Origin of the sequence: Bradyrhizobium sp. 142 (assembly GCF_023074015.1) — a bacterium.
Lineage (GTDB): Bacteria > Pseudomonadota > Alphaproteobacteria > Rhizobiales > Xanthobacteraceae > Bradyrhizobium.
This window is the reverse complement of the sequence record NZ_JADPKQ010000209.1, coordinates 11,962-36,640: the sequence shown is the minus strand read 5'-3', so window position 1 is coordinate 36,640 and position 24,679 is coordinate 11,962. Positions and strand designations below refer to the sequence as shown.

At 64.9% G+C, this 24,679-nt stretch carries 16 protein-coding genes and 1 pseudogene; 8 read left to right on the top strand and 9 right to left on the bottom strand.

From position 1 onward, the window contains the following. The first annotated feature begins 72 nt into the window (after positions 1-72). The gene (locus IVA82_RS19170) at positions 73-516 is read left to right on the top strand and encodes an NfeD family protein (protein ID WP_247386826.1); all 444 of its coding nucleotides are present in this window, start codon (positions 73-75) and stop codon (positions 514-516) included. 147 nt (positions 517-663) lie between these two features. Here IVA82_RS19170 and IVA82_RS19165 read toward each other — a convergent pair whose 3' ends face one another. Then, on the bottom strand, positions 664-1,002 hold the full coding sequence (locus IVA82_RS19165; protein ID WP_247386827.1) for a helix-turn-helix domain-containing protein: 339 nt from the start codon (positions 1,000-1,002) through the stop codon (positions 664-666). Between the two features lie 96 nt (positions 1,003-1,098). On the opposite strand from IVA82_RS19165, the gene IVA82_RS19160 reads away from it, so the two are divergent. Then, positions 1,099-1,653, top strand: a complete 555-nt coding sequence (locus IVA82_RS19160; protein WP_247386853.1) for a carboxymuconolactone decarboxylase family protein — start codon at positions 1,099-1,101, stop codon at positions 1,651-1,653. A 103-nt stretch (positions 1,654-1,756) separates the two neighbouring features. Here IVA82_RS19160 and IVA82_RS19155 read toward each other — a convergent pair whose 3' ends face one another. After that, complete coding sequence (locus IVA82_RS19155) at positions 1,757-2,764, bottom strand: KpsF/GutQ family sugar-phosphate isomerase (RefSeq protein ID WP_247386828.1); 1,008 nt, start codon at positions 2,762-2,764, stop codon at positions 1,757-1,759. 191 nt (positions 2,765-2,955) lie between these two features. Between IVA82_RS19155 and IVA82_RS19150 the strand changes: the two genes are divergently transcribed. Then, on the top strand, positions 2,956-4,695 hold the full coding sequence (locus IVA82_RS19150) for an outer membrane beta-barrel protein (protein WP_247386829.1): 1,740 nt from the start codon (positions 2,956-2,958) through the stop codon (positions 4,693-4,695). A 212-nt stretch (positions 4,696-4,907) separates the two neighbouring features. On the opposite strand, the gene IVA82_RS19145 is transcribed toward IVA82_RS19150, so the two are convergent. Both IVA82_RS19145 and gltB read right to left on the bottom strand, forming a co-directional pair. After that, the gene (locus IVA82_RS19145; protein ID WP_247386830.1) at positions 4,908-6,359 is read right to left on the bottom strand and encodes a glutamate synthase subunit beta; all 1,452 of its coding nucleotides are present in this window, start codon (positions 6,357-6,359) and stop codon (positions 4,908-4,910) included. Between the two features lie 156 nt (positions 6,360-6,515). Next, positions 6,516-11,249: a glutamate synthase large subunit gene (gene gltB / locus IVA82_RS19140; RefSeq protein ID WP_247386831.1), complete on the bottom strand. Its 4,734-nt coding sequence runs from the start codon at positions 11,247-11,249 to the stop codon at positions 6,516-6,518. 489 nt (positions 11,250-11,738) lie between these two features. On the opposite strand from gltB, the gene IVA82_RS19135 reads away from it, so the two are divergent. Continuing rightward, on the top strand, positions 11,739-12,518 hold the full coding sequence (locus tag IVA82_RS19135) for a hypothetical protein (protein ID WP_247386832.1): 780 nt from the start codon (positions 11,739-11,741) through the stop codon (positions 12,516-12,518). Positions 12,519-12,791: 273 nt separating this feature from the next. Here IVA82_RS19135 and IVA82_RS19130 read toward each other — a convergent pair. Both IVA82_RS19130 and IVA82_RS19125 read right to left on the bottom strand, forming a co-directional pair. Then, positions 12,792-13,552, bottom strand: a pseudogene (locus IVA82_RS19130) (alpha/beta hydrolase). Between the two features lie 310 nt (positions 13,553-13,862). Further along, complete coding sequence (locus tag IVA82_RS19125; protein ID WP_247386833.1) at positions 13,863-14,324, bottom strand: Hsp20 family protein; 462 nt, start codon at positions 14,322-14,324, stop codon at positions 13,863-13,865. Between the two features lie 206 nt (positions 14,325-14,530). Between IVA82_RS19125 and IVA82_RS19120 the strand changes: the two genes are divergently transcribed. Then, positions 14,531-15,478 (top strand): alpha/beta hydrolase, encoded by a 948-nt coding sequence (locus IVA82_RS19120; RefSeq protein WP_148740698.1) that lies wholly within the window; start codon positions 14,531-14,533, stop codon positions 15,476-15,478. Between the two features lie 264 nt (positions 15,479-15,742). Here the strand turns inward: IVA82_RS19120 and IVA82_RS19115 are convergent, their stop codons facing one another. After that, a complete protein-coding gene (locus IVA82_RS19115) occupies positions 15,743-18,499 on the bottom strand; it encodes a di-heme-cytochrome C peroxidase (RefSeq protein WP_247386834.1) in 2,757 nt (918 codons plus the stop codon). 177 nt (positions 18,500-18,676) lie between these two features. Further along, positions 18,677-20,473: an adenylate/guanylate cyclase domain-containing protein gene (locus IVA82_RS19110; RefSeq protein ID WP_247386835.1), complete on the bottom strand. Its 1,797-nt coding sequence runs from the start codon at positions 20,471-20,473 to the stop codon at positions 18,677-18,679. 228 nt (positions 20,474-20,701) lie between these two features. On the opposite strand from IVA82_RS19110, the gene IVA82_RS19105 reads away from it, so the two are divergent. After that, complete coding sequence (locus tag IVA82_RS19105) at positions 20,702-21,334, top strand: LysE family translocator (RefSeq protein ID WP_247386836.1); 633 nt, start codon at positions 20,702-20,704, stop codon at positions 21,332-21,334. A gap of 6 nt (positions 21,335-21,340) precedes the next feature. Here the strand turns inward: IVA82_RS19105 and IVA82_RS19100 are convergent, their stop codons facing one another. Beyond that, entirely contained in the window at positions 21,341-22,093 is a 753-nt protein-coding gene (locus IVA82_RS19100) for a sulfite exporter TauE/SafE family protein (protein ID WP_247493449.1), read from the bottom strand. 90 nt (positions 22,094-22,183) lie between these two features. Here IVA82_RS19100 and IVA82_RS19095 point away from each other — a divergent pair, with 90 nt between their 5' ends. Next, on the top strand, positions 22,184-23,074 hold the full coding sequence (locus IVA82_RS19095; protein ID WP_247386838.1) for a LysR substrate-binding domain-containing protein: 891 nt from the start codon (positions 22,184-22,186) through the stop codon (positions 23,072-23,074). Between the two features lie 522 nt (positions 23,075-23,596). After that, positions 23,597-24,667, top strand: coding sequence for an efflux RND transporter periplasmic adaptor subunit (locus IVA82_RS19090; RefSeq protein ID WP_247386839.1), 1,071 nt, complete (start codon positions 23,597-23,599; stop codon positions 24,665-24,667). Positions 24,668-24,679: the final 12 nt, after the last annotated feature.

Below are 24,679 nucleotides of genomic sequence, written 5' to 3'. Positions count from 1 at the left end.
CCAGTTTTCCCTCGCGACAAACGCGGAACGCGTTTGCGCGGAGGTCATGCGCCCATATAACGAGGTCGTGTCATGACCGACATGTTCGTTTCGCTCGGCACCTGGAACTGGCTGATCTTCGGTTTCGTCCTGATGGCGCTGGAAGTACTGGCGCCGGGCGTATTCCTGTTCTGGCTGGGACTCGCCGCGCTGTTGGTCGGCCTGATCTCGTTCGCCGTTGCCGTGTCCTGGCAGATTCAGCTCGTGATGTTCGCGATCTTCGCCGCCGCCGCCGTGCCGGTGTGGCGCCGCCTCGCCCGACCGAAGCTGGATGCGAGCGCCAGCCCCTTCCTCAACAAGCGCGCCGAGGCGCTGCTCGGCCGCGAGTTCACGCTGGAGAAGCCGATCGTCGACGGCAGCGGCACCATGCGCATCGGCGACACCGTCTGGCGCGTCGCCGGCCCGGATACGCCGGCTGGGACGAGAGTGAAGGTGGTGCAGGTGGATGGCGCCAACCTGACGGTCGCCGCGGCATAGTCCGCCGTCATTGCGAGCGAAGCGAAGCAATCCAGAATCTTTCCGCGGGAGCAGTCTGGATTGCTTCGCGGAGCCTATCATCGGGCCGCGCTTCGCCCGGACCCGTTGGCTCGCAATGACGAGTTTGTTGGACCGGCGTCGCCAGGCTTAGACGCCATTCTTGCTGCTCCACCTCTCCGCAAATTTGTGCAGCGGCATGAATGTCTCGCACAAGTCCCGCCCGAGCGGTGTCAGGCTGTAACCGCCGCCTTCGCCGAGTTCTACGAAGCCCGCTTCGCGCAGTTCGCTCAGCCGCGCTTGCAGCACCGTCGGCGAGGCTTCGTCGCAGGCGGTGCGCAGCGCGCGGGAGGTGAGGGGAGCATCGCGCAACTCCCACAAGATCCGCAGGCTCCAGCGCCGTCCCAGCAGGTCGAGCAGCGCCATGATCGGCCGTCCCGTGCGCGAGCCGCGGACGCCGCTTGATCTGGAAGAGGCTTGTTTCGCCATCGTGCCCCTCTTGCGTTCTGCTACAGATAATGTAGCATTTTGCTACGATAATTGTAGCGCCAGAGACGGCCCATGTCTCAAGCCATATCTCAAGCCATGTCTCAGGATACGCCTCGCATCGCGCAGCTCGCGCCACCTTATCCCCCGGAGATCGGGGTGCAGTTCAACCGCATCATGCGCGGCGCGCCGCCGCTGATGCTGTTCCGGGTGATGGCGGGCCACAGCCGCGCCTGGGACAAGTTTCGCGCCGGCGGCCTGCTCGATCCCGGGCCGCTGTCCTTGCGCCAGCGCGAGATCGTCATCGATCGCACCTGCGCGCTGAACAAATGCGAATATGAATGGGGCGTGCATGTCGCGATCTTCGCCGGTCCGGCGAAACTCACCGCGGACGAGGTCCGCGCCACCGTGCAGGGCGATGCGACGTCAGCCTGCTGGTCGCCGGCCGAGCAGGCACTGATCGCCGCGGTCGACGCGCTGCATCACCGCGCGACGCTTGACGATGCGGAATTCGCCGCGCTTGCGGCGCATTACGACGAGGCGCAGATTCTCGAGATCATGCTGCTGTGCGGATTCTATCGCACGGTGTCGTATCTGGCGAATGGGCTGCGGCTGCCGCTGGAGGAGAAGGCAGCGCGGTTTCCGGCGGTCTAACCGCCCGTCATTGCGAGCGTAGCCAAGCAATCCAGAGTCTCTCCGCAGAGGCAGTCTGGAATGCTGCGCTGCGCTCGCAATGACGGAGGAGAGAGAGGGCGCGCTAAGCCACGCCCGCCCGCAACAGATCGTGCAAATGCACGATGCCGACCACCTTGTTCGCTTCTGTCACGACCAGCGTCGTGATCTTGCGCGTGTTCAGCACCTCGATCATCTCGGTCGCGAGCATCGACGGCGGCACGGTTTTCGGCTGCCTGGTCATGATGTCGTCGACCGACGCCGTCAAAAGATCCGGCCGCATATGACGGCGCAGATCGCCGTCGGTGATGATGCCCGCGACCTCGCCTCCCTCGTCGACGATGCAGACGCACCCCAGGCCCTTGGCCGACATTTCCATCACGGCGTCCGACATCTTGGTGCCGGCCGGCTTCACGGGGATCTCTGCGCCGGTGCGCATGTAGTCGCGGACGAATTTCAGCATGGCGCCAAGCTTGCCGCCGGGATGGAAATGCGCGAACTCCAGCGCGGTGAAGCCGCGGCCTTCGAGCAAGGCAATCGAAATCGCATCGCCGATCGCGGCCTGCATCAGCGTTGAGGTGGTCGGCGCCAGATTGTGCGGACAGGCCTCGCGCGCCTTCGGCAGTTCGATGACGATGTCGGCGGCCTGGCCGAGCGAGGAGCCGGCGTTCGAGGTCACCGCGATCATCGGGATCGCAAACCGCGCCGAATAATTCACGAGGTTCTTCATCTCCGGCTGCTCGCCGGACCAGGACAGCGCCATGATGACGTCGTCGGTGGTGATCATGCCGAGGTCGCCATGGCCGGCTTCGGCGGCATGCACGAAGAAGGCGGGCGTACCGGTCGAGGCCAGCGTCGCCGCGATCTTGCGCGCCATGTGGCCGGACTTGCCGAGCCCGGTGACGATGACGCGGCCCTTGGCCTGCCGGATCAGCTCGACTGCCGCGGCAAACGTAGCGCCGAGCGGGCCGCGCAGCGCGGCGGCGAGCGCGTTGATGCCGCCGCTCTCCGTCTCCAGCGTGCGGAGCGCGGATTCGACGCTGGCGGGGGCGGGGCCGGATGATTGGGTCATCAGCGGTTTCGGACTCGGCATGATTTGATCCAGGAAGGTGGGCGATTGCCCGGTCGGCGCCTCCTTAGCACGCCGGCGCCTTCGAGGCGACGCGGCCTCCAGACCCTCAACGGGTCATTAACCATAATTGTTTTAACTCCATTAACGATGGTTCCCGCTGTTCGCGGCGGCCTATCGCGGAAGTGCCTGATTTCGTTGGAGTTGTTCTTATCGTGGGGTCGTCTCCAGGCAGGAGCCGGAGCAAGCGCGCGCAACTCGTCCGCGCCGCTTTGCCGTGCCTGCTGCTGACGGCGCTGGAGAGCGCTCCGGCCACGGCCCAGAGCCTCACGCCCGATCTGTTCAATCCGAGCCGCGGCGGCTTCGCCTCGCCGGACACGCTGCCGACGCGCCGCACGGCCGGCATGCAGCAGCCGCCTTCCGATGCGCTGCCGGGGCTGCCAGATCCCAATGCCGATCCACGCAAGCGCCAGCAGGTGCCGGCGAGTTCGCGCATCGGTCAGGTCCCGACCTACGGGCTGCCTGCCGCCAACGGTGCCAGCGGTTCAGGGTACGACTCGCTCAACCGCAAGCGGCAGCAGCCAAAGCTCTATCCGGGGCAGCCGAAGCCAAAGCGCCCCGGACCAGGCTCGTCGATGCCATCAGCGACCCCGGTCACGAGCCTCGGTCCACCGCGCATCGCGCCGCCGCCGTCGGACACCGCCAACAAGACGCCGATCCCGCGAGCGATGGCCGGCACCGTGCCCGGCCAGCCGCTCCGCCGCCGCCTCAAGCTCGACGAAGATCCGTTCGGCGCGGTTGGCGACTACGCCGGCAGCTTCCTGATCAAGGGCGGGCTCGAGCTCTCGGCCGGCTACGACAGCAATCCGGCGCGCCTCAACAAGCCGGTCGGCTCGCCGGCCTACGTGGTCGCGCCCGACCTGCTCGTGATGTCGGACTGGGAGCGTCACGCGCTGGTTGCGGATTTGCGCGGCTCGTTCTCGGGATACACCAACAACATGCCGGCGACCATCGACGGCTTCGCTTCGCCCTCGCCGGTCGAGGTCGACCGTCCCGACTTCACCGGCCATGTCGACGGCCGTTTCGACGTCGATCGCGACCTCAAGCTGACCTCGCAATTTCGCCTCAGGCTCGCCACCGACAATCCCGGCAGCCCGAACGTGCAGGCCGGCCTGCAGAAATTTCCGGTCTACGCCACTTATGGCGGCACCTTCGGCTTCGACCAGACCTTCAACCGCTTCCAGGTCGCGACCGGCGCCACCGTCGATCGCACCGCCTACACCAACTCCAAGCTCACCGACGGCACGACCTCGAGCAACGACGACCGCGACTTCAACCAGTATGGCGGCGTCGGGCGTTTCTCCTATGAGCTGAAGCCGGGCTTGAAGCCGTTCGTCGAAATCCAGGGCGACAGCCGCGTGCACGACCAGGCCGCTGACCGCAACGGCTACTTCCGCGATTCATCCGGCGGCTATGGAAAGGTCGGCTCGTCCTTCGAGTTCTCGCGCATCCTGACCGGTGAAGTCTCGGTCGGCTATTCCGCGCGCAACTATGTCGACCCGCGGCTGAGCCAGCTCGCAGGCTTCCTCACCTCCGGCTCGCTGATCTGGAACGCCAGCGGCCTGACCACGGTGAAATTCTTCACCGACACACAGATCGCGGAAACCACCGTCCCCGGCTCCTCCGGCGTGCTGGTGCGCACCTACGCTGCCGAAGTCGATCACGACTTCCGCCGCTGGCTCACGGCCGTGGGCAAGTTCACCTACGGCACGCTCGACTACCAGGGCCAGAACCGCAACGACAAGACCTACTCGCTCGAAGGCAACCTGATCTACAAGCTCAACCGCAACCTCTGGATCAAGGGCACGCTGCGGCATGACATTTTGGATTCGAACCAGCCGGGATCTAGCTCGCAAGGGACGGTGGTGATGGTCGGGGTGAGGATGCAGAATTGAGGGCTCCCGGATGGTGGGCCCGGCGGAGCCAAGCCTCAGATGTCGTCCTGGCGAAGGCCAGGACCCATTACCCCAGGGAGAGATTTGACGACGACCGGTCGTTCGGGATTAGCACCGTCTGCCATCGATAGATTTCGCGGTATGAGTCCTGGCCTTCGCCAGGACGACAGCGGATTGCTTGTCTGCCTTCGAGCTGTGCGGCTCGCTAGAACCTACCTTGGCAGATCCGTCTTCCCCATCAAGAACGTATCGATCGACCGCGCACACAGCCGGCCCTCGCGGATCGCCCACACCACCAGCGATTGGCCGCGGCGCATGTCGCCGGCCGAGAACACGTTCGGGCGCGAGGTCTGGTAGTCGAGCGTGTTGGCCTTGACGTTGCCGCGCGGGTCGAGCTCGACCGAGAGCAGCTTGAGCAGACCTTCGTGCACGGGATGGACGAAACCCATCGCGAGCAGGACGAGCTCGGCGTCGAGATCGAACTCGGTGCCGGCAATCGGCTTGAACTTGTCGTCGACGCGCACGCAGTGCAGCTTGCTGACCTTGCCGTTCTCGCCGGAAAACTTCTGCGTCAGCACGGCGTATTCGCGGATCGCGCCTTCGGCCTGGCTGGAGGAGGTGCGCATCTTCAGCGGCCAGTTCGGCCAGGTCAGGCCCTTGTTCTCGCGCTCGGGCGGGGCCGGCATGATCTCGAGCTGGGTGACCGAGAGCGCGCCCTGGCGCAGCGAGGTGCCGATGCAGTCAGAGCCGGTGTCGCCGCCGCCGATGACGACGACATGCTTGCCACCGGCCAAAATCTCGGTGACGCCGCCCAGCGGCTCCTCGGAGACGCGGCGGTTCTGCTGCGGCAGAAAATCCATCGCATAGTGGACGCCGTCGAGGTCGCGGCCGGGGATCGGCAGGTCGCGCGGAGCTTCCGCGCCGCCGGTCAGCGCGACCGCATCGTACTCGTTGAGCAGCTCGCGCGGATCGACATTGCCTTCGGCGCCGACATGGCTGTTGTAGTGGAAGGTGACGCCTTCGGCTTCCATCTGCGCCACACGGCGGTCGATGATGTTCTTCTCCATCTTGAAGTCGGGAATGCCATAGCGCAGCAGGCCGCCGGCCTTGGCGAACTTCTCGAACAAATGCACGTCGTGGCCGGCTCGCGCGAGCTGCTGCGCGCAGGCCATGCCGGCCGGACCAGAGCCGATCACCGCGACCTTCTTGCCGGTCTTGACCGCTGCGACTTCCGGCTTGACCCAGCCATTGTCCCAGGCGCGATCGACGATCGCGCATTCGATGGTTTTGATGGTGACGGGGTTGTCGTCGATGTTGAGCGTGCAGGATGCCTCGCACGGCGCCGGACAAATGCGGCCGGTGAACTCCGGGAAATTGTTAGTCGAGTGCAGGTTGCGCGAGGCTTCTTCCCAGTTGTCCTGATAGACGAGGTCGTTGAAGTCGGGGATCTGGTTGTTGACCGGGCAGCCGGGCGTGCCGGGCGCGACCGACCCGGTGCCGTGGCAAAAGGGAATGCCGCAGTTCATGCAGCGCGCAGCCTGGTCGCGCGTTTCCTTCTCGCTCAAGGGAACGACGAATTCGTGAAAATGCTTCACGCGCTCGGCGACCGGTGCGTACTTGCGATCATGCCGTTCGATTTCGAGAAAACCCGTGATCTTGCCCATCAAACCCGAAGTCCCTGCCGCTTAATCGTTTGTCGTTTCGCCCCTCATCCTGAGGAGCGGCGCCGTTAGCGCCGCGTCTCGAAGGATGAAGGCCCCGCTGATGGTCTCATGGTTCGAGACGGCGCGTCGCGCCTCCTCACCATGAGGCTTTCTTACCTACGCCCCGATCGCGATTTTCGGCTCGGCGTCCGCGTTGGCGGCCAGTTCGCGCAGCGCGCGCCGGTACTCGACCGGCATCACCTTGCGGAATTTGGGCAGCCAGTCCTTCCAATTGGCAAGGATGTCGGCGGCGCGCTTGGAGCCGGTCGCTTTGGCATGGCGCGTGACCAGGACGTGCAGCCGCTCGACGTCGGACTCGAGCAGGTTGTTGAACACGTCGACCCGGCCGTGCGCCTCGAGGTCACCAAACTGGTTGTAGGCGCTCTGGGCAATCATCTCCTCCGAGAGGACCGGCTGGAGCTCGACCATCGAGAGGTTGCAGAGCTTGTCGAAGTCGCCGCTTTCGTCGAGCACATAGGCGATTCCGCCGGACATGCCGGCTGCGAAGTTGCGCCCGGTCTTGCCGAGCACGACGACGATGCCGCCGGTCATGTATTCGCAGCAATGATCGCCCGCGCCCTCGACCACCGCGACCGCGCCGGAGTTGCGCACGGCAAAGCGTTCGCCGGCGACGCCGCGGAAGTAGCACTCGCCTTGAATTGCGCCGTACATCACGGTGTTGCCGACGATGATGCTCTCTTCCGGCACGATGCCGCTGTCCTTCGGCGGCTTGACGATGATCTTGCCGCCCGACAGGCCCTTGCCGACATAGTCGTTGGCTTCACCCTCGAGATCGAAGGTGACGCCGTGCGCGAGCCAGGCGCCGAAGGCCTGGCCGGCGGTGCCCTTGAGGCTGACATGAATGGTGTCATGCGGCAGCCCCGCATGGCCGTAGATCTTGGCGACCGCACCCGACAGCATCGCGCCGGCGGAACGGTTGGTGCTGTTGATCGCGGCTTCGATCTTGACCGGTGCGCCGCGGTCGAGCGCGGGCTGCGCCTTCTCGATCAGCGAGCGGTCGAGCACCGCTTCCAGATGATGGTTCTGGCGCTCCGAATGATAGATCTTCTGGCCCTTCTCTTCCTTCTGGCGGACAAATAGCTTGGAGAAGTCGAGGCCCTTGGCCTTCCAGTGCGCGACCAGCTTGGTCTGGTCGAGCAGCTGAGTCTGGCCCACCATCTCATTGAAGGTGCGGAAGCCGAGGCTCGCCATGATCTCGCGGACTTCCTCCGCAACGAAGAAGAAGTAGTTGATCACGTGCTCGGGCTGGCCGGTGAAGCGCTTGCGCAGAACCGGATCCTGCGTCGCGACCCCGACCGGGCAGGTGTTGAGGTGGCACTTGCGCATCATGATGCAGCCGGCCGCGATCAGCGGCGCGGTGGCAAAGCCGAACTCGTCGGCCCCCAGCAGCGCGCCGATCACGACGTCGCGGCCGGTGCGGAAACCGCCGTCGACCTGGACCACGATACGGCTGCGCAGCCGCTCGCGCACCAGCGTCTGGTGGGTTTCGGCAAGGCCGATCTCCCACGGCGAGCCGGCATGCTTGATCGAGGTCAGCGGCGAGGCGCCGGTGCCGCCCTCGAAGCCCGCGATGGTGACGTGGTCGGCGCGCGCCTTGGCGACGCCCGCGGCCACCGTGCCGACGCCGATCTCGGAGACGAGCTTGACCGAGACCGCGCCGTCCGGGTTGACGTTCTTGAGGTCGTAGATGAGCTGCGCCAGATCCTCGATCGAGTAGATGTCGTGGTGCGGCGGCGGCGAGATCAGGCCGACGCCCGGCGTCGAATGCCGGACCTTGGCGATGGTGGCGTCGACCTTGTGACCGGGCAGCTGGCCGCCTTCGCCGGGCTTGGCGCCCTGGGCCATCTTGATCTGCATCATGTCGGAGTTGACGAGATACTCCGTCGTGACGCCGAAGCGGCCGGATGCGACCTGCTTGATCGCCGAGCGCATGGAATCGCCGTTCGGCATCGGCTTGAAGCGGTCGGCTTCCTCGCCGCCTTCGCCGGTGTTCGACTTGCCGCCGATCCGGTTCATGGCGATCGCGAGCGTGGTGTGCGCCTCGCGCGAGATCGAGCCGAAGCTCATCGCGCCAGTGGCAAAACGTCGGACGATGTCCTTGGCCGGCTCGACTTGCTCGATCGGCACCGGCTTTCGCTTCTCTTCCTCGGCGCCCTTGATCCGGAACAGGCCGCGCAGCGTCAACAGGCGCTCCGACTGCTCGTTGAGGATCTTTGCAAAGGCGCGGTAGCGCTCCAGCGAATTGCCGCGCGCGGCGTGCTGAAGCAGCCCCACCGACTCGGCGGTCCACGCATGGTCCTCGCCTCGGGTGCGGTAGGCATATTCGCCGCCGACGTCGAGCGAGGTCTTGTAGACCAGCGCGTCGCCGAACGCGTCGGCATGACGGCGCACCGCCTCTTCGGCGATCTCCGACAGGCCGACGCCCTCGACGCGGGTGTGGGTGCCGGCGAAGAATTTTCCGACGAAGTCGGCCTTGAGGCCGACCGCGTCAAAGATCTGCGCGCCGCAATAGGACTGGTAGGTCGAGATGCCCATCTTGGACATCACCTTGAGCAGGCCCTTGCCGATCGACTTGATGTAGCGCTTGACGATCTCGTAATCGTCGAGCGAGCCGGGCAGGCGGTCCTTCATCGCGATGATGGTTTCGAACGCGAGATAGGGATTGATCGCTTCGGCGCCGTAGCCGGCGAGGCAGGCGAAATGATGCACTTCGCGCGGCTCGCCGGATTCGACGACGAGGCCGACCGAGGTGCGCAGGCCGGTGCGGATCAAATGGTGATGCACGGCGGCGCAGGCGAGCAGCGACGGGATCGGCACCCGGTCGGTGCCGACCATGCGGTCGGACAGGATGATGATGTTGACGCCTTCACGCACCGCGCTTTCAGCGCGCGCGCAGAGCTCATCCAGCACCTGGTCCATACCGGCCGCACCGAGGCCGGCGTGGAAAGTCGTATCCAGCGTGCGCGACTTGAAGTGGGATTCGGCCACGTCGGAGATGGAGCGGATCTTTTCGAGATCCGCGTCGGTCAGGATCGGCTGACGTACTTCAAGACGCTTGGTGGTGGCCATCCCCTGGAGGTCGAACAGGTTCGGCCGCGGTCCGATGATCGAGACCAGGCTCATCACCAGCTCCTCGCGGATCGGGTCGATCGGCGGATTGGTGACCTGCGCAAAATTCTGCTTGAAGTAGGTGAACAGCGGCTTGGCCTTGTCCGACAGCGCCGAGATCGGCGTGTCGTTGCCCATCGAGCCGGCTGCCTCCTCGCCGGTGGCCGCCATCGGCGTCATCAAGATGGCGATGTCTTCCTGGCTGTAGCCGAACGCCTGCTGGCGATCGAGCAGCGACAGGTTGGAGCGTACGCCGGTGGTCGGCACCTTCGGCAGCTCTTCCAGCACGATCTGGGTCCGCTCCAGCCACTCCTCGTAGGGATGACTCCGGGCGAGCTCGGCCTTGATCTCGTCGTCGGGAATCAGGCGGCCCTGCTCGAGGTCGACCAGCAGCATCTTGCCGGGCTGGAGCCGCCACTTGGTGATGATCTGGTCCTCAGGGATGGTCAGCACGCCCATCTCGGACGCCATCACGATGCGGTCGTCCTTGGTGACGAGGTAGCGCGCCGGCCGCAGGCCGTTGCGGTCGAGCGTGGCGCCGATCTGACGGCCGTCGGTGAAAGCGATCGCGGCGGGGCCGTCCCACGGCTCCATCAGCGCGGCATGATATTCGTAGAAGGCGCGGCGCTTCTCATCCATCAAGGGATTGCCGGCCCACGCCTCCGGAATCATCATCATGACGGCGTGCGGCAGCGAGTAGCCGCCCTGCACCAGGAACTCGAGCGCGTTGTCGAAGCAGGCGGTGTCCGACTGTCCTTCGTAGGAGATCGGCCAGAGCCGATTGATGTCCTTGCCGTAGAGCTGCGAGCTCACTGAGGCCTGGCGTGCCGCCATCCAGTTGACGTTGCCGCGCAGCGTGTTGATCTCGCCGTTATGCGCGATCATCCGGTAGGGATGCGCCAGCGACCAGGCCGGGAAGGTGTTGGTCGAGAAGCGCTGATGCACCAGCGCCAGCGCGCTCTCGAAATCCTTCTCGTGCAGATCGGGATAGTACTTGCCGAGCTGGTCGGCGAGGAACATGCCCTTGTAGATCACCGTGCGGCACGACATCGAGCACGGGTAATAGCCGGCGAGCCCGCGGTCGCGGCGCTGGTAGATTGCCTGGGAGATCGACTTGCGCAGGATGTAGAGCCGGCGCTCGAAATCGTCCTCGGTCTCGGCGGTGCCGTTGCGGCCGATGAACACCTGCATGCAGGCGGGTTCGGTCGGCTTCACGGTGACGCCGAGTGAGGAATTGTCGGTCGGCACATCGCGCCAGCCGAGCAGCGTCAGGCCTTCTTCCTTGATCTGGTCGGCGATGATGCTCTTGATGACGTTGCGCCAGGCGGTGTCGCGCGGCATGAACAGCGCGCCGATGGCGTATTCGCCGGGGTTGGGCAGCGCGAAGCCGAGCTCCTTGGCCTTGCGGGCGAAGAAGGCGTGCGGGATCTGCACCAGGATGCCGGCGCCGTCGCCAGCGCGCGGGTCGGCACCCACAGCGCCGCGATGCTCGAGGTTGCAGAGGATGCTCAGCGCGTCCGCGACGATCTCGCGGGACTTCTTGCCCTTGATGTTGGCGATGAAGCCGACGCCGCAAGAATCCTTTTCCAGGCTGGGATCGTAGAGGCCTTCCGCCGGCGGACGTGAATTGTGCTCCTGAATCGGATCGGTCGTTTTCGAGGCGACCGTCGCCGACAGTTGTTCTGCCACGATGTTTGCGCGCTCGAATTGCGACCCGTTCATGATTCCTATCCTCTCCATGCGGCAAGCTGCCTCACCGCCATCTTCGGCGCACCTTGGGCGTTCCGCGGCACCCGCTCCTGGGCTACCGCTCGTCCGCTGCGAGCCGCATTTTCTTAAATTCAGGCCAAGGCGTTCTACGTCCCCGAGAACGGCTTTGCCTGTTGCCTTCTGGCGCTCGAAAGCACCAACTTTCGCTGCAATCCCTATGCCGGAACCGCAAGCAAAATTGAGACAGTCTTACTGTCCTAAACATCACCTTGCCAAATTTTTGTCTATCACACAAGCGCGTGCAAGTCCCGATTCCCAACATGTCAATCAACGCTTTCCGCTTGCGCGCCGCCCTGGATTTGAAGCAAACGCGCCCCTATCCGGCCCAAGCGCCGCCGGAATCCCGAATGAAGCTTCGTCTTGGCCCTTCGAAAGGCGCGCCACGCCGCAAGAAGCGAAAGAGCGCAAGCCCCGTCAGGGCCTGACAGGAGCGTATCGACCATGAAGTTTTTCACAGGATGTGTGGCCGCAGCCTTGCTGGCGCTAGCCGCGACTGCGGCCCAAGGGCAAATTCTGGCGAACGGGGCCGCGCGCGGAGCCTATGTCGCGGTGTCGGATTTCGATGGGCCGTATGGGCCGCCCGAAGCCGCCCCGCCACCACCGCCGCGTTACGGATATGGCTATGATGACGGGCGCGCGCCGGCGCCGGTGGCGGCCTTACCGGCCACCGAGGTCTATGCCGTGTTGCGCGACAACGGCTTCTCGCCACTCGGAATCCCTCGCCTGCGCGGTGCCGTCTACACGATTGCGGTGATCGACCGCCGCGGCGACGACGGGCGTCTTGTGATCGACGCCCGCGATGGCCGGATCCTCCGTTTCGTGCCGGCCGCCGACGCCTTCGGCATGGCTCCGGCCCATGAGGAGCGCGCGGTAACACCTTACGGGCCACAAAGCGCGCTGCCGCCGCTGACCATGGTCCGCAGCGGCCCACCGCGGCCGCCAGCCCCGATCCCGCATGTCGCAAGCCGCACCGTCCCGCTGCCCAAGGCCGCCCCGCCGCGCGGCGAGAGGCCGATGGCCGCCACCAAGCCGGCGTCGCCCGAGCCGGCGCCGCAGCAGGCCCAGGCACCGCAGGCTCAGCCTGTGCAGCAGACGGCCGCCGCGCAACCGAAGACCGCCGAGTCGGCGGCGCAAGCCGCCGCGCCAACCGTCGGCCAGGCCAAGCCCGCAGGGACGATCCTCCCGACCCAGGACATGCCGGCGGCACAGGGGCTGGATTGAGCGCGATGCTGGGTGATCGGCTCGCTGCGAGATGCGAGCTGGTCCCACACCTCCGGTGTCGTCCTGGCGAAGGCCAGGACCCATACCGCGAGGTCTATCGGCGGTAGAAGGTGCGAGTACCGGGCGCGAGTACCGGGCGACAGGTCTTCGCCAAATCTCTCTCTGAGGTAATGGGTCCTGCCTTCGCCAGGACGACGGCGCGGAGAGGGACGAGCAAATCAAAAGGCGCCTGGAGGACCTCGGGCGCCTTTTTCTGCTGGAAGGAATCACCCCTCAGCTCCGTCCATACCCCGCCGCTTCCAGGATCAAATTCGCCACGTCCTTTCCAGCGAGAGGTGGCCGGCATCGAGCTCGATCGTGGTTGCGTTCATGCGCTTGGCGAGGAAGCGTTCGAAATCGGGATTGATGGTGTCATCGTTCTTCGACACCGCGTACCAGCTCGGCTTGGAGTGCCATGCCGCTTCGGTGGTGCGGCCGGCGAAGATCGAGGCCGCCGTCGGCCATTGCACCGCGTAAAGCTCCTTGGCCCGCTCCGGCTTCACGCCATTGGCAAAATACTTCAGGAAGGCGTCTTCCGAGAGTTTTGTGTAGCCGTCGCGCTCGACGATGCCGGCGCGCACTGGACCGGTCGGAAACTGCTTCGACAGCGCGACAAAATCCTCGTTCGCATCGGGGGCGCGCGCGGCGACATAGACGAGCCCGGTGACCTTCGGGTCAGTGCCGACCTGGCTGATCACGGTGCCGCCCCAGGAATGCGCAACCAGCACGGACGGCCCGTCCTGCTCGGCCAGCGCACGCTCGGTCGCCTCGACGGAGTCCGCAAGCGACGACAGCGGATTCTGCACGGCGGTGACGTGCAATCCGGCGGCCTGAAGGATCGGGATCACTTCCGACCAGCTCGAGCCGTCGGCCCAGGCGCCGTGCACCAGCACGACGTTCCTCGCCTTGACGGTCTGCGGTGTCTGCGCGTGGGCAAGGCTGATCGGAGCCGCTAGCAGGCTCGCGGCGACGAAAAGGCTGCGCCAAAGTGTCATGATCGTTCTCCGTCTTGTTTTGGGTTGGATATCCAAAGGACGAGGCGCAGGGCGGCGGCGTTGCGCCGTTTCACCGCTCTGTGATGCAGTGCAGTAGTCCAGCAACGCAGTCCGCCAATCGGTGACGTCCTGAAAGGCCGAGACCATCATCTCAGGGAGGGTATGGCAGTTTCGTCCTTCGGTATTCCTTCCGCGCACGATTATCGATCTCGCGGTAGGATTTGTTGGCCTCGCCGGGACAAGGAGAGCCAAACAAAAAAACGCCCCGGGGCACCGGGGCGTTTTCGCAACTTGGCGGCTATCGTTGTGCTTAGGCGGCGACCGAGTTCTCGATCACCTGCGCGCCTTGCGCGCCGGTGTTGATCGCGATCTGGCGCGGTTTCTTGGCTTCGGGAATCTCGCGCACGAGGTCGACATGAAGCAGGCCGTTCTCGAGCGAGGCATTCTTTACCTGCACAAAGTCGGCGAGCTGGAAGGCGCGCTCGAACGCACGCGCGGCGATGCCGCGGTAGAGCACTTCGGACTTCGAGTTCTCGTTCGCGACTTTGTCGCCCTTAATCGTCAGCGTGTTTTCCTTCGCGACGATAGAGAGGTCATCCTTGGAGAAGCCGGAGACTGCAACCGTGATGCGGTAGGCGTTCTCGCCAGTGCGCTCGATGTTGTAGGGGGGATAGCCGGGGCTGCCGTCCGAACCGGCCTGGTCGAGCAGGTTGAAGAGACGGTCGAAGCCGACGGTGGAACGGTAGAAGGGGGTCAGATCGTAGGTACGCATGGTCAAGTCCTCCATTGAGCGACTGTTGGCAACCCGCCCGCCTATCGGGCCGGGCTTAGTCTGTGTGCAGCCTGATGTTCCGGTTCCGAAACACTGGTAGCGGCCTGCACCATGGTGATATGGGTTTGGGGAAACTGCGTTCAAGAGGGCGGCAATCAGCGCCTCTGTGGCGCTCCCGCCCCCTGATTTTCAGCACTTCCCCACCCATGACGCTTGTCTCGATTCCGTCCAATCCCGTGCCCGAAGACGTCGTCAGCGGTACCATCAAGACGCCCGATGGTGCCGAGCTGCGTTTTGCGCGCTGGGCGCCGCCCGCGGGCCGCAAGGGTACCGTCTGCGTCTTCACCGGGCGCAGCGAGCAGATCGAGAAATATTTCGAGACGGTGCGCGACCTGCGTGACCGCGGCTTTGCGGTGGCGATGATCGACTGGCGCGGGCAGGGCCATTCCTCGCGCCGGCTGCGCGATCCGCGCAAGGGCTATGTGCGCGACTTCGCCGACTTCGAGATCGACGTCGAGACCTTCGTGCAGCAGGTGGTGCTGCCCGATTGCCCGCCGCCCTTCTTCGCGCTGGCCCATTCCATGGGCGGCGCGGTGATGCTTCGCCTGGCGCATGCGGGAAAACGCTGGTTCGACCGCATGGTGCTGTCGGCGCCGATGATCGACCTGCCCGGCCGCGCCACCTCGTTTCCGGTGCGGACGCTAGTGAAGACGATGCGGCTGCTCGGTCAGGGTGGCCGCTACATTCCCGGCGGCAGCGACCGCCTCACCGGGCTCGATCCCTTCATCAACAACCCCCTGACCAGCGACCCCGTGCGCTATGCCCGCAATGCCGCGATTCTGGAGGAGGATCCGACGCTCGGGCTGGCCTCACCGACGGTCGCCTGGGCCGATACGGCGTTCCGCGCGATGAACACCTTCAAGCGCATGAGCTACCCGTCCGAAATTCGCCAGCCGATCCTGATGCTGGCGGCCTCCAATGACACCGTGGTGTCGACCGCGGCGATCGAGGAGTTCGCCTATCATCTGCGCGCCGGCTCCCACCTCGTCATCGCCGGCTCGAAGCACGAGATCCTCCAGGAGCAGGACCGCTACCGCTCCCAGTTCTGGGCCGCCTTCGACGCCTTCGTACCGGGCACGCCGCTGTTCAAGTGAGAGTTTGGATTGAATGGCTGCCGCGCGCGAGGTGCGCTCCCTCGCCCCGTTCTTACGGGGAGAGGGTTGGGGTGAGGGGCTGCTTCCGCAGGGGACGGTGACAATGGGACTGGCGGAGACTCCTCATTCTCCGTCATTGCGAGCGCAGCGAAGCAGCCCAGAATCCTTCCGCGGAGACAGTCTGGATTGCTTCGCTGCGCTCGCAATGACGATGTGGATGCAATCCGACCTTTCCCCGCAAGCAGGGTGAGGTAAGAAAGAGCGCTACAGCGTCTTCAGATACTCGATCAAATCGTAGCGCTCGGCGTCGTCCTTGAACGTGCGGCCGATCACGCCGGGGCGTTTCGGCTCGCCTTCCCTGCGCTCGAAGGAATGGCCGAGCACGCTGTTGCCCTGGATCGGTTTGTCGTCAGGTCCCGTCATGGAGAACTGCGTTTCGCCGGTCTTGCAGCGCTCGTCCGCGCTGACCACAAAGCCGACGGTCACGGGATCATAGTCGCGGTGGCCCATGCAGAACTTCGTCGGGCGCTCTTTCTGCGGCTTCAGCAGCCAGTACAGCGAAGGCACCGAGCCGTTGTGCAGATAGGGGGCGGTCGCCCAGATGCCGTTCAGCGGCCGCGCCCGATAGCGTGGTCCGGGTGCCGGATTGAGGCAGTTCTTGCGGGCGAGATTCCACAGTTTCGCCCGCTCGGCGTCCGGGATCTTCTCGTCGTCCATCCACTTGCGGGCGACGAGGTCGACGACCGTCATCAAGCCCAGTGCGTACACCATCTCGGTCGGCGAGCTCGCGGTCGAGCCGTCGCATTGCCACCAGGTCTTGAGATCAGCCGTATTCACCTTCAGGAAGCCGGGCATGTCGACCGTCCTGCTGCTCAGCACAAGGGACTGTTCGGGATCGGTCTTGATCTCGTCGAGCGGGATCGTCACCGCGTTCAGGACCTTGCTGTCGCCGCTTGTCTCCCAATGTTTCGAGGACCAGAAGGCTGGGGTGTCGACGGCCGGCAGGTGACATCCGGAGCACATCTCGGCGTAGATCGCACGACCCCGTTCGATGCGATCGGGCTTCAGCTTCCAGGCATCGTCGAGGATCTGCGACGGCCATTTCGGCGACAGCAGGCCACCGAACTTCGGCTCGGCCGCCTTGAACGGATCGGGACCTCTGAGCATGTCCTCGATCCAGCCGAGTGTGTTGATATGAACCGAGGACCGCCAAAGCCTGTCCTCCGGATAGGCATCGGAGAGATTGAGCAGCGCGGTCACGCCGAGGGCTTCGCCGGCATTGCGGATCAGCGGCTGTTCGATCGAGGCGTCGTATTGGGCGAATTTGAACCACGGCACGGTCCATATCGCGGGATAGCTGACCGGCGCGTCCTGGGCATGCAGGTTCTTTTCGAATCCACTGAGCCCGCTCAGCGCGAGATCCTGTGAAAACACCTGGTTGCCGATGCGATTGAGGGCGTCGAGGCGGCCGAAACCTTCCTCGGTGTCCTTCTGCACCTTCTTGTCCCAGGTCTCCTTGTGCGCGATCGTATCGTTGTACTTGTTCTGCCAGTCGATCAGGAACGTGCCGATCGCGCCGAGCTTCTGCTTGAGCGCGTCGCGGTCGGTCTTGCTGGCTTCGGGGCCGAGCACGCGATCGGCAAAGCGCTGGAAGCGGAACGGAACATACACCGTGTAGGCGATCGACAGGCCGGTCGCGATCTCGAGCTTCTTCAGGTCGGTCATGGCGGGGCCGCCGTCGAAGCGCACGTCCGCGCCCTTGTAGTGGATCTGGCCGGTATGGCAGGCCGCGCAGGTCAGTCCGATCTTGTCCTCTTCGCGACGGCCCGTTGCGGGATCGACGACACCGGTCATCCGCGCGAAGCCCACCGGCAGCCCGTCGACGTTCTCCGCCGCCGTCCACCGGGTCGACCAGTCCGGCAACTGCGTTGTCGTCTCATAGACATTGGCGTAGCCAAAGCGGCGCAGTGTCGTCGCGTCGGTCTGGATCGACTGCGGGCTCGGGATGAAGCCGAAGCGCTCGAGATAGGCGCTGTCCTTCATCATGCCGGGCCGCGACACCAGATGAAGGCGTGGCTGCTCCAGCGCGAGGAACCAGCTGTAGGGCACCGGAAAAGTCGCGGTGCCCTGAGTGGCATGGTGGAACCAGTGCCGGTCCTTCAGCGACCAGTTTTGCTCGAGCCAGTAGGCTGCCGTCGTCTCCGGCACCCTGGGCAAGGGCGGCGGCAGCAGCTGCGCGAGGATTCCCTTCTGCGGCAGCATGGCGCGGACTTGGTCGGGGAATTCGGCCACCGCAACGAGCGCGACGAGGCCGATGGCGAGCAGCCAAGCCGCAACCTTGAGGGCGCCGCGCACTGTGCGCTGGCAGGCCGACAGTACCGGCTGCGACAGTAGCCGCTGGTTGATGCGAGCCGGGAATTTGCGCTCATTGAACAGCATGCGCACGTCGGCCACGCTGAGATAGCGGTCCTCGCCTTCGCCCTTGCCCATGATCTTCAGAAGGACGGGCCATTCGAATTTCATCAGCAACGGATAGTACCAGCGCGCGGCGCTGCCGGCGCGCTTGAGGTTGTCGTTCATGAAGGTCTTGATTTCCGAAGCGTTGAGACCTTGCTCGGTGTTGCCGCCGTCCGGATCGGTGTAGGCACGGCCGAAGCTGGCAAGCCGCGCAATCTCGTCCTCGTTGACGTTGCCGTCGACGCCGAGGATGCGCGAGCCGGCGCCGCGCTTGTCGAGGGGGCCGCCGCGCAGCGCGTCGAGCTGCGCGCCGGCAAAGATGCTCTTCAGGATGTGCTTAAGACCGTTGGCGATGAGCGCCACGCCGCGGACCTGGAGGCCGGCGAATGCCTTCTTCGGCCCCGTTTCGCCGCTCGCATCCGCGATGGTCTGCGACAGCGCGCCGAGCGGAACCGTTCCGCCGGCAACAAAACCCTCGCCGACGAGGCCGCGCAGGAACGGACAGGGATTGTCCTGCGACACTTCGATCGAGGGAACGAAGGGTTTCGAGGTGGGGTCATGCATGGCCCAAAAATCCTGAAAACAGCGAATCGGGAAAATCAGACGCGCCGATCAAGCGCGGAAAGTCCTAACAAACAGACTTTAGACTATACTACTTCAGCGTGTGACAATGTGTGGCTGAATTCACTGGGGGTTGTCAACAAAAGCGGACGCGAAATCGCCGCGCGGCGCAGCTTGCCCTCAGGATTCGGCGGCGCGTTTGACGTCGCTCTGGATCAGGGTCAATTTGCCGAGCGGGACGCCCGCCTTCAGCAGGCCCTCGCGGTAATGGGCAATGTCCTCGGGCCGTTTCCAGTGAAAATTGCGCAAATGGCGGTCGATATTCAGGGTAGGGTAGTTGCGCGTGAGCACCAAGGTGGCCTCGCTCGCTTCGACGATCCGCCCCAACTGCGCCAGCGCCGCGGCGCGGATCGCCAGCGCCTGCATGTGGTTGGGGTTGATGTAGAGCTGCTCGCGGGCCCACGACAGGGTCGCATCATACTGCCCCAGAAGATAATGGCTGAATGCGTTTAGCGCCGCCCATTGGTAGCGCGGATCGCTGTTGTCGCGCTGCGCCGCCATCGAAAACAGCTCGATCGCCTCGCGGTGCTCGCCGATGACGAAATGACAGATGCCGAGCACGCCGCGCGCGCCCACGTCGTAGGGATTGAGGGCGACCGCGCGCCTAGCGGCGTCCATCGCGGCCTCGTCATGCCCCTCCATGGCGTGGACCCAGGACAGGATCGAGAACGCGAAGGAGGAGCGCGGGTCGAGCCGGACGCTGGTTTCAGCGAGGTTCATCGCCTCGGCCCACATCTGGCGCGTGCCCTTGACCCAGCCGAACTGGATGCTCTGGATCTGGATCGTGGCGAGATAGGCGTGTGCGATCGACAGTTTGGGCTCGAGCCGGATGGCCTCCCGGAACAACTCGACGGCGGCGTTGAGGTCCTCTTTGGTCTGCCGGTAGTAGTGCGACAGCCCCTTGAGGAAGCGGTCCCAGGCGGTGACGTCGGTGGAGAGCCGCGCCGGCGCCGAGGCCTCCGCCCGGACGATCTCGGTGGCGATGGCGGCGGACAGGTTCGTGGTGATCTCGTCCTGCATCGCGAAGAGGTCGCCGATGTCGCGGTCGTAGCGGCCGGTCCAGAGCTGCTCGCCGGTTTCCGGCGCAATCAGTTCGGCGGTGACGCGGATCTTGGCTCCGGCACGCCGCACCGAGCCCTGGATCAAATAGGTGGCGTCGATCTCCCGCGCGATCAGGCGGGTGCTGGTGTTCCTGCCCTTGAAAGTGAAGGTCGAGTTGCGGCTCAGCACGCGATAGAAGGATTGCAGCGACAGCGCGTGGATCAGATCCTCGGTCAGGCCGTCGGAGAAATATTCATCCTGGGCGTCGCTGAGATTGGCGAAGGGTAGCACGCCGACAATCGCGGTCCGGTACTGCTGCGCGAGACTGGATGCCTCCTTCAGCTCGGGCGCAAGCGCCGGTGCGCCCTCGTGCGTCCAGGTCCAGACGCCGATCGGATCCTTGATGTTCTTGAAGCGATGGTTGCCGGCATCGACCAGCGACACGCTCAGATGCTTGCTCGCCTCCTCGCAGGCCTTGGCCGAGATGGCGAAGCCGCCGGGGCTCGCCACGGATTCGAGGCGCACGGCAATGTTGACATCGTCGCCGAAGACTTCGTCCTCATCGGCGATGACGTCACCCATATGGATGCCGAGGCGAAACTGCATGGCACGATCGGCAGGAAGGTGCTGGTTACGCTCCGCCATCAGCGTCTGCATCGCGATAGCGGCCTCGGTGGCGCCGACGATGCTCGGGAACTCCAGCAGGAATCCGTCGCCGGTGTTCTTCACGACGCGGCCGCCATGATTGAGGATAATGGGGTGGATCGCGCTGCGATGGGCCTTGAAGGCGGCATGGGTGCCGGCCTCGTCGCTGCCCATCATGCGCGAATAGCCGGCGACATCGGCGCAGACGATGGCAGCCAGGCGTCTTTCCATATCCACGGAGCTCCAAGGGCTGGCGGACCGGCCACGGGCGGTGGCAGTCGCCTCGAATCCTGCATTTCAAGAACCCTGCCTTTATAGAGCAGATGAGGCCCAGCGAAAGTATGATCCGCATTGCAAATTTGGGGTAAATTCTGCGCAATCGCGGCGGTGGACGGTGCGGGCCGAACCGATTAAGCCGAATCGCTTGAGACCGCCCGATCGGGGCGGCGGGGGAACGGCATGCTGGGCATTCACGAGATCTGGCTTTTCGTCCTGTCGGGATTGCTGCTCAATATCACGCCAGGGCCGGATACGGTCTATGTCATCGGCCGCAGCATGCAGATGGGATGGCGGGGCGGGGCCGCTGCCGCCTTCGGCATCAGTTGTGGCTGCTTTTTCCATGTCGCGGGCGCGGCGATCGGCCTTTCGGCCCTGCTGATGGCCTCATCCACCGCCTTCTCGATCCTGAAGCTGGCCGGCGCGGCCTATCTCGTCGTGACTGGCTTGCAGATGCTGTGGTCGCGCCCGGCGCTGGGGACGGCCATTGACGAGCCCGAGCGGGCCTCGCTGCGGCGAGTCTTCCTCCAGGGCGTCTTCACCAATGCGCTCAATCCCAAGGTGGCGCTGTTCTTCCTGGCCTTCCTGCCGCAATTCGTCGCAGCCGACGCGCCGCATAAGCCGCTAGCCTTCCTGACGCTGGGCCTGATCTTCATCTGCACGGGAACATTGTGGTGCCTGGTGCTGGCGGCGTTCGCGGCGAAGGCCGCCCACCGGCTCCGGCAGTCCGAAGGCGTGATCGCCTGGATCAACCGTACCCTCGGCGGCCTGTTCATCTATTTCGGCATTCGCGTCGCCATGCTGGAGACGCGGTAACCCGCCTTACGCGAATTCCTTCGCCAGCGCGCTGCCGGCGGGATAAAGGCCAAGCAGGATCATCGCGATCAGAAACCAGCGGCGAAACGCCTCCGCCGGCATCCGCGCCCGCACCGACTGGCCGATGAACATGCCGGCAAAGGCGCAGGCCATGCCGACGGCGCCGGGCACGGCATTGGCCGGCGTCAGCAATCCGCCGGCCGTCAGGTTGAAGGCGAGCGCCAGTGTCGCAGTGGTGAAGAACACGCCGAGCGCCTGCACCAGTTCGTCCTTCTCCATGCCGATCGCCTGCATGAACGGCATCGAGGGGATCACCTGCACGCCGGTCGAGGCCGAGATCACGCCGGTGACGACACCGACCACGCCGCCGACCCATTTCTCGTTCTGCGGCGCGACGCGGAAGTGAAACTTATTCAGCCCGATGACGGCGTAGATCATCAGCAGCACGCCGAGTACGATCGTGCCGTAGCGCGCATGCGGACCGGTCAGCGCGCCGGCATTGAGCCAGCATCCGATCACTGTGCCGATCATCAGCGGCCACAGCCGTCTCAGGATGTCGCGCAAGTGAGGGCCGACGAAGGTCTGCCAGATGTTGGTGACGATGGCTGGCACGATCACGATGGCGATCGCACGGCTCGGGGCCATGCTCACTGCAAGCAGGCCCATCGACACGGTCGGCAGGCCGAGCCCGACCACGCCCTTGACGAATCCGGCAACCAGGAACACGGCGGCGATGACGATGAGGAGCGGGTCGATCATCCCTGCACATTGACCGAAGCCGCGCCCCGGCACAATCTGGAGGTTACGCAGACAGCCTTCGTCTTGAACGAAGGCTGAGGAGAACCCGCCATGCGCTTCGACCTCGTTGACCTCCAACTCTTCATCGCAGTCGCCGACCAGCGCAGCATCACCCGCGGCGCGGAGCGCTCGCACCTGGCCCTGGCCTCGGCGAGCGCGCGCATCAAGGGGCTCGAGGAGGCGCTCGGTGTTGCGCTGCTCAAGCGCGGGCGCCGCGGCGTGGAGTTGACCGCGGCTGGCGAGAGCCTGCTCGATCACGCCCGCCTCGTCATTCACCAGATCGACGCCATGCGCGGCGATCTCGCCGGCTTTGCCAGCGGTGTGCGGGCGAGCGTGCATTTCCTCGCCAACACCTCGGGCCTGTCGGAGCATCTGCCGAAGGCGCTCGCCGGCTTTCTGCGCGAGCATCGCGACGTCGCCATCGACATCGAGGAGCGCGAGAGCACCGACATTGCGGCTGCGATCACCGCGGGCGCCGCCGACCTCGGATTTGCCGCCGAGCACGCGCTGCCCGACCACATCGAGCGGTTCTCCTTCAGCGAGGATCGCCTGACGCTGGTGACGTCGCGGCGCGGCCCGTTCGCCGGGCGCCGCCAGATCGATTTCCAGGAGGCGGGGGCCTGCGACTTCGTCGGGCTGACCAGCGCCACCGCGCTGCAGATGCACATCTCGAAGCACGCGGCCCGGCTCGGCATGCGGCCGCATTTCCGCGCCCGCCTGCGCGACTTCGACGCGATCTGCCAGCTCGTCGCCGCCGATGTCGGCGTAGCCCTCGTGCCCGAAGCCGCCGCCCGCCGCTGCGCCAAACTGATGCCGCTCGCCATAGTCCGCCTGCGCGACGCCTTCGCCAGTCGCCGCCTCGTGATCTGCGCGCGCAGCTTCAAGACACTGCCGCGACCGGCCAAGATGCTGGTGGAGCATTTAAGGGCCGCGGCGGTGTGACGGGGCGCTGCTCTGACGCTCCCCTGGAGCGCTCACTCGCGTCAGCGCGCAATGGCGCCATCATTGGAGGCTCTCGGAGATTGTGCCGGCGTCGCTGGAGCGCGACATTTTTGCCATCGACGGCCGATTCCAGCGACCGGTTCCCGTTGCGAGGTTGTGCCGAGTTTTGAGCGGTTTTCGGAAGCCGGCGGGCGTTCAGGCGAAGGATTCGCGCGTGGCCACAACTGGCAACATGGAGTACAACGCCTGCTAGTTTCAGGAATTGCCTCTGTCGCTGTTAAGCTTTAAATTTCCCGCAACTCGCCTTGTCGAAAACGGGCGCCGCCCGGCGCTCGCGAGAGCCGAATGTGGATTGCAACCGACGGGGCCCGCCTTACCGAACTTGAGGCCTGCCCTTATTAATGGCGAGACAAGTAATCCGGTTAATGGCGAGACAAGTAATCCGGCCGTGAGCAAGACCGACAGCGCGAGAGACGATGCCGCCGGCGCGAGCTGCAGCGAAGAACCGGATGGAAACGAACGATGACCGACGACAAGACCAAATTGCTGAGATCGCTGACGATCGATCGCAGCGCTAACAAGGCGGAGGGATCGAGTAGCCGCCGGTTGCCAATCTCGGCGGCGATCGTCGCCTGCGTCGTCGCATTCGCCGCCTTTGCCGCCTTTGCCGCTTTCGAATTTCGCAGACAAGATCCGCCGAAGGAGACCGCATCGCAGATCGCGTCCGCCCCGCAGCCCGAGACGCCACAGCCCGAACGAACTACAACGAATAACAAGGCGGCGGGCAGTCTTGCGGCCTCCGGCTATGTGGTGGCGCGCCGCAAGGCAACCGTTGCCGCCGAGATCACCGGAAAAGTGGTCGAGGTCTTCATCGACGAAGGCATGACGGTGAACGACGGTCAGGTCGTCGCGCGCCTCGATAGCGTGCTTGCCGAAAAGGATTATGAGCTGGCCCGCTCGCGGGTCGAGACGGCCGATGCCGCGGTGGCCGCGATCACCGCGGATCTGGAGGATGCGACCCGGATCATGTCGCGGGTGCAAACACTGTCGCAAAAGAATTTCGCCACCGAGGCCGATCTGACCAAGGCACAGGCCCGGGTCGGCGTGCTCAGCGCGCAATTGCGCCAGGCCAAGTCGCAATTCGAGACCGCCACGATCGACGCCAAGCGCAGCGGCTCGATGCTTGACAAGCATCAAATTCGAGCGCCGTTCGCCGGCGTCGTCATCGACCGTAGCGCACAGCCGGGCGAGATGATTTCGCCGATGTCAGTCGGCGGCTATACGCGCACCGGTATCTGCACGATCGTCGACATGGATTCGATCGAAATCGAGGTCGACGTCAACGAAGCCTTCATCGGTCGGGTCGTCCCCGGCGGCGCCGTGAGCGCGATTCTGGATGCCTATCCGGACTGGACCATTCCGGCCTCGGTGATCGCGATCGTGCCGACGGCGAACCGCGAGAAGGCCACGGTGAAGGTCCGCATCCGCTTCGACAAGAAGGACCCGCGCATCCTGCCCGACATGGCGGTCAAGGTGAATTTCCTCGTGGACGCCAAAGGAAAGGGTGCTGCTGAAGCCACCGCCGCGAACTAACCCCCCAAGCCG

Excerpts from the sequence above, each read along its gene's own strand:
- IVA82_RS19165 (WP_247386827.1), bottom strand. The coding sequence starts at position 1,002 with ATGGCGAAACAAGCCTCTTCCAGATCAAGCGGCGTCCGCGGCTCGCGC.
- IVA82_RS19115 (WP_247386834.1), bottom strand. The coding sequence starts at position 18,499 with ATGCATGACCCCACCTCGAAACCCTTCGTTCCCTCGATCGAAGTGTCG.
- IVA82_RS19125 (WP_247386833.1), bottom strand. The coding sequence starts at position 14,324 with ATGCGTACCTACGATCTGACCCCCTTCTACCGTTCCACCGTCGGCTTC.
- IVA82_RS19095 (WP_247386838.1), top strand. The coding sequence starts at position 22,184 with ATGCGCTTCGACCTCGTTGACCTCCAACTCTTCATCGCAGTCGCCGAC.
- IVA82_RS19155 (WP_247386828.1), bottom strand. The coding sequence starts at position 2,764 with ATGCCGAGTCCGAAACCGCTGATGACCCAATCATCCGGCCCCGCCCCC.
- IVA82_RS19090 (WP_247386839.1), top strand. The coding sequence starts at position 23,597 with ATGACCGACGACAAGACCAAATTGCTGAGATCGCTGACGATCGATCGC.
- IVA82_RS19100 (WP_247493449.1), bottom strand. The coding sequence starts at position 22,093 with ATGATCGACCCGCTCCTCATCGTCATCGCCGCCGTGTTCCTGGTTGCC.
- IVA82_RS19145 (WP_247386830.1), bottom strand. The coding sequence starts at position 6,359 with ATGGGCAAGATCACGGGTTTTCTCGAAATCGAACGGCATGATCGCAAG.
- IVA82_RS19120 (WP_148740698.1), top strand. The coding sequence starts at position 14,531 with ATGACGCTTGTCTCGATTCCGTCCAATCCCGTGCCCGAAGACGTCGTC.
- IVA82_RS19110 (WP_247386835.1), bottom strand. The coding sequence starts at position 20,473 with ATGGAAAGACGCCTGGCTGCCATCGTCTGCGCCGATGTCGCCGGCTAT.
- IVA82_RS19160 (WP_247386853.1), top strand. The coding sequence starts at position 1,099 with ATGTCTCAGGATACGCCTCGCATCGCGCAGCTCGCGCCACCTTATCCC.
- IVA82_RS19135 (WP_247386832.1), top strand. The coding sequence starts at position 11,739 with ATGAAGTTTTTCACAGGATGTGTGGCCGCAGCCTTGCTGGCGCTAGCC.
- IVA82_RS19105 (WP_247386836.1), top strand. The coding sequence starts at position 20,702 with ATGCTGGGCATTCACGAGATCTGGCTTTTCGTCCTGTCGGGATTGCTG.
- IVA82_RS19170 (WP_247386826.1), top strand. The coding sequence starts at position 73 with ATGACCGACATGTTCGTTTCGCTCGGCACCTGGAACTGGCTGATCTTC.
- gltB (WP_247386831.1), bottom strand. The coding sequence starts at position 11,249 with ATGAACGGGTCGCAATTCGAGCGCGCAAACATCGTGGCAGAACAACTG.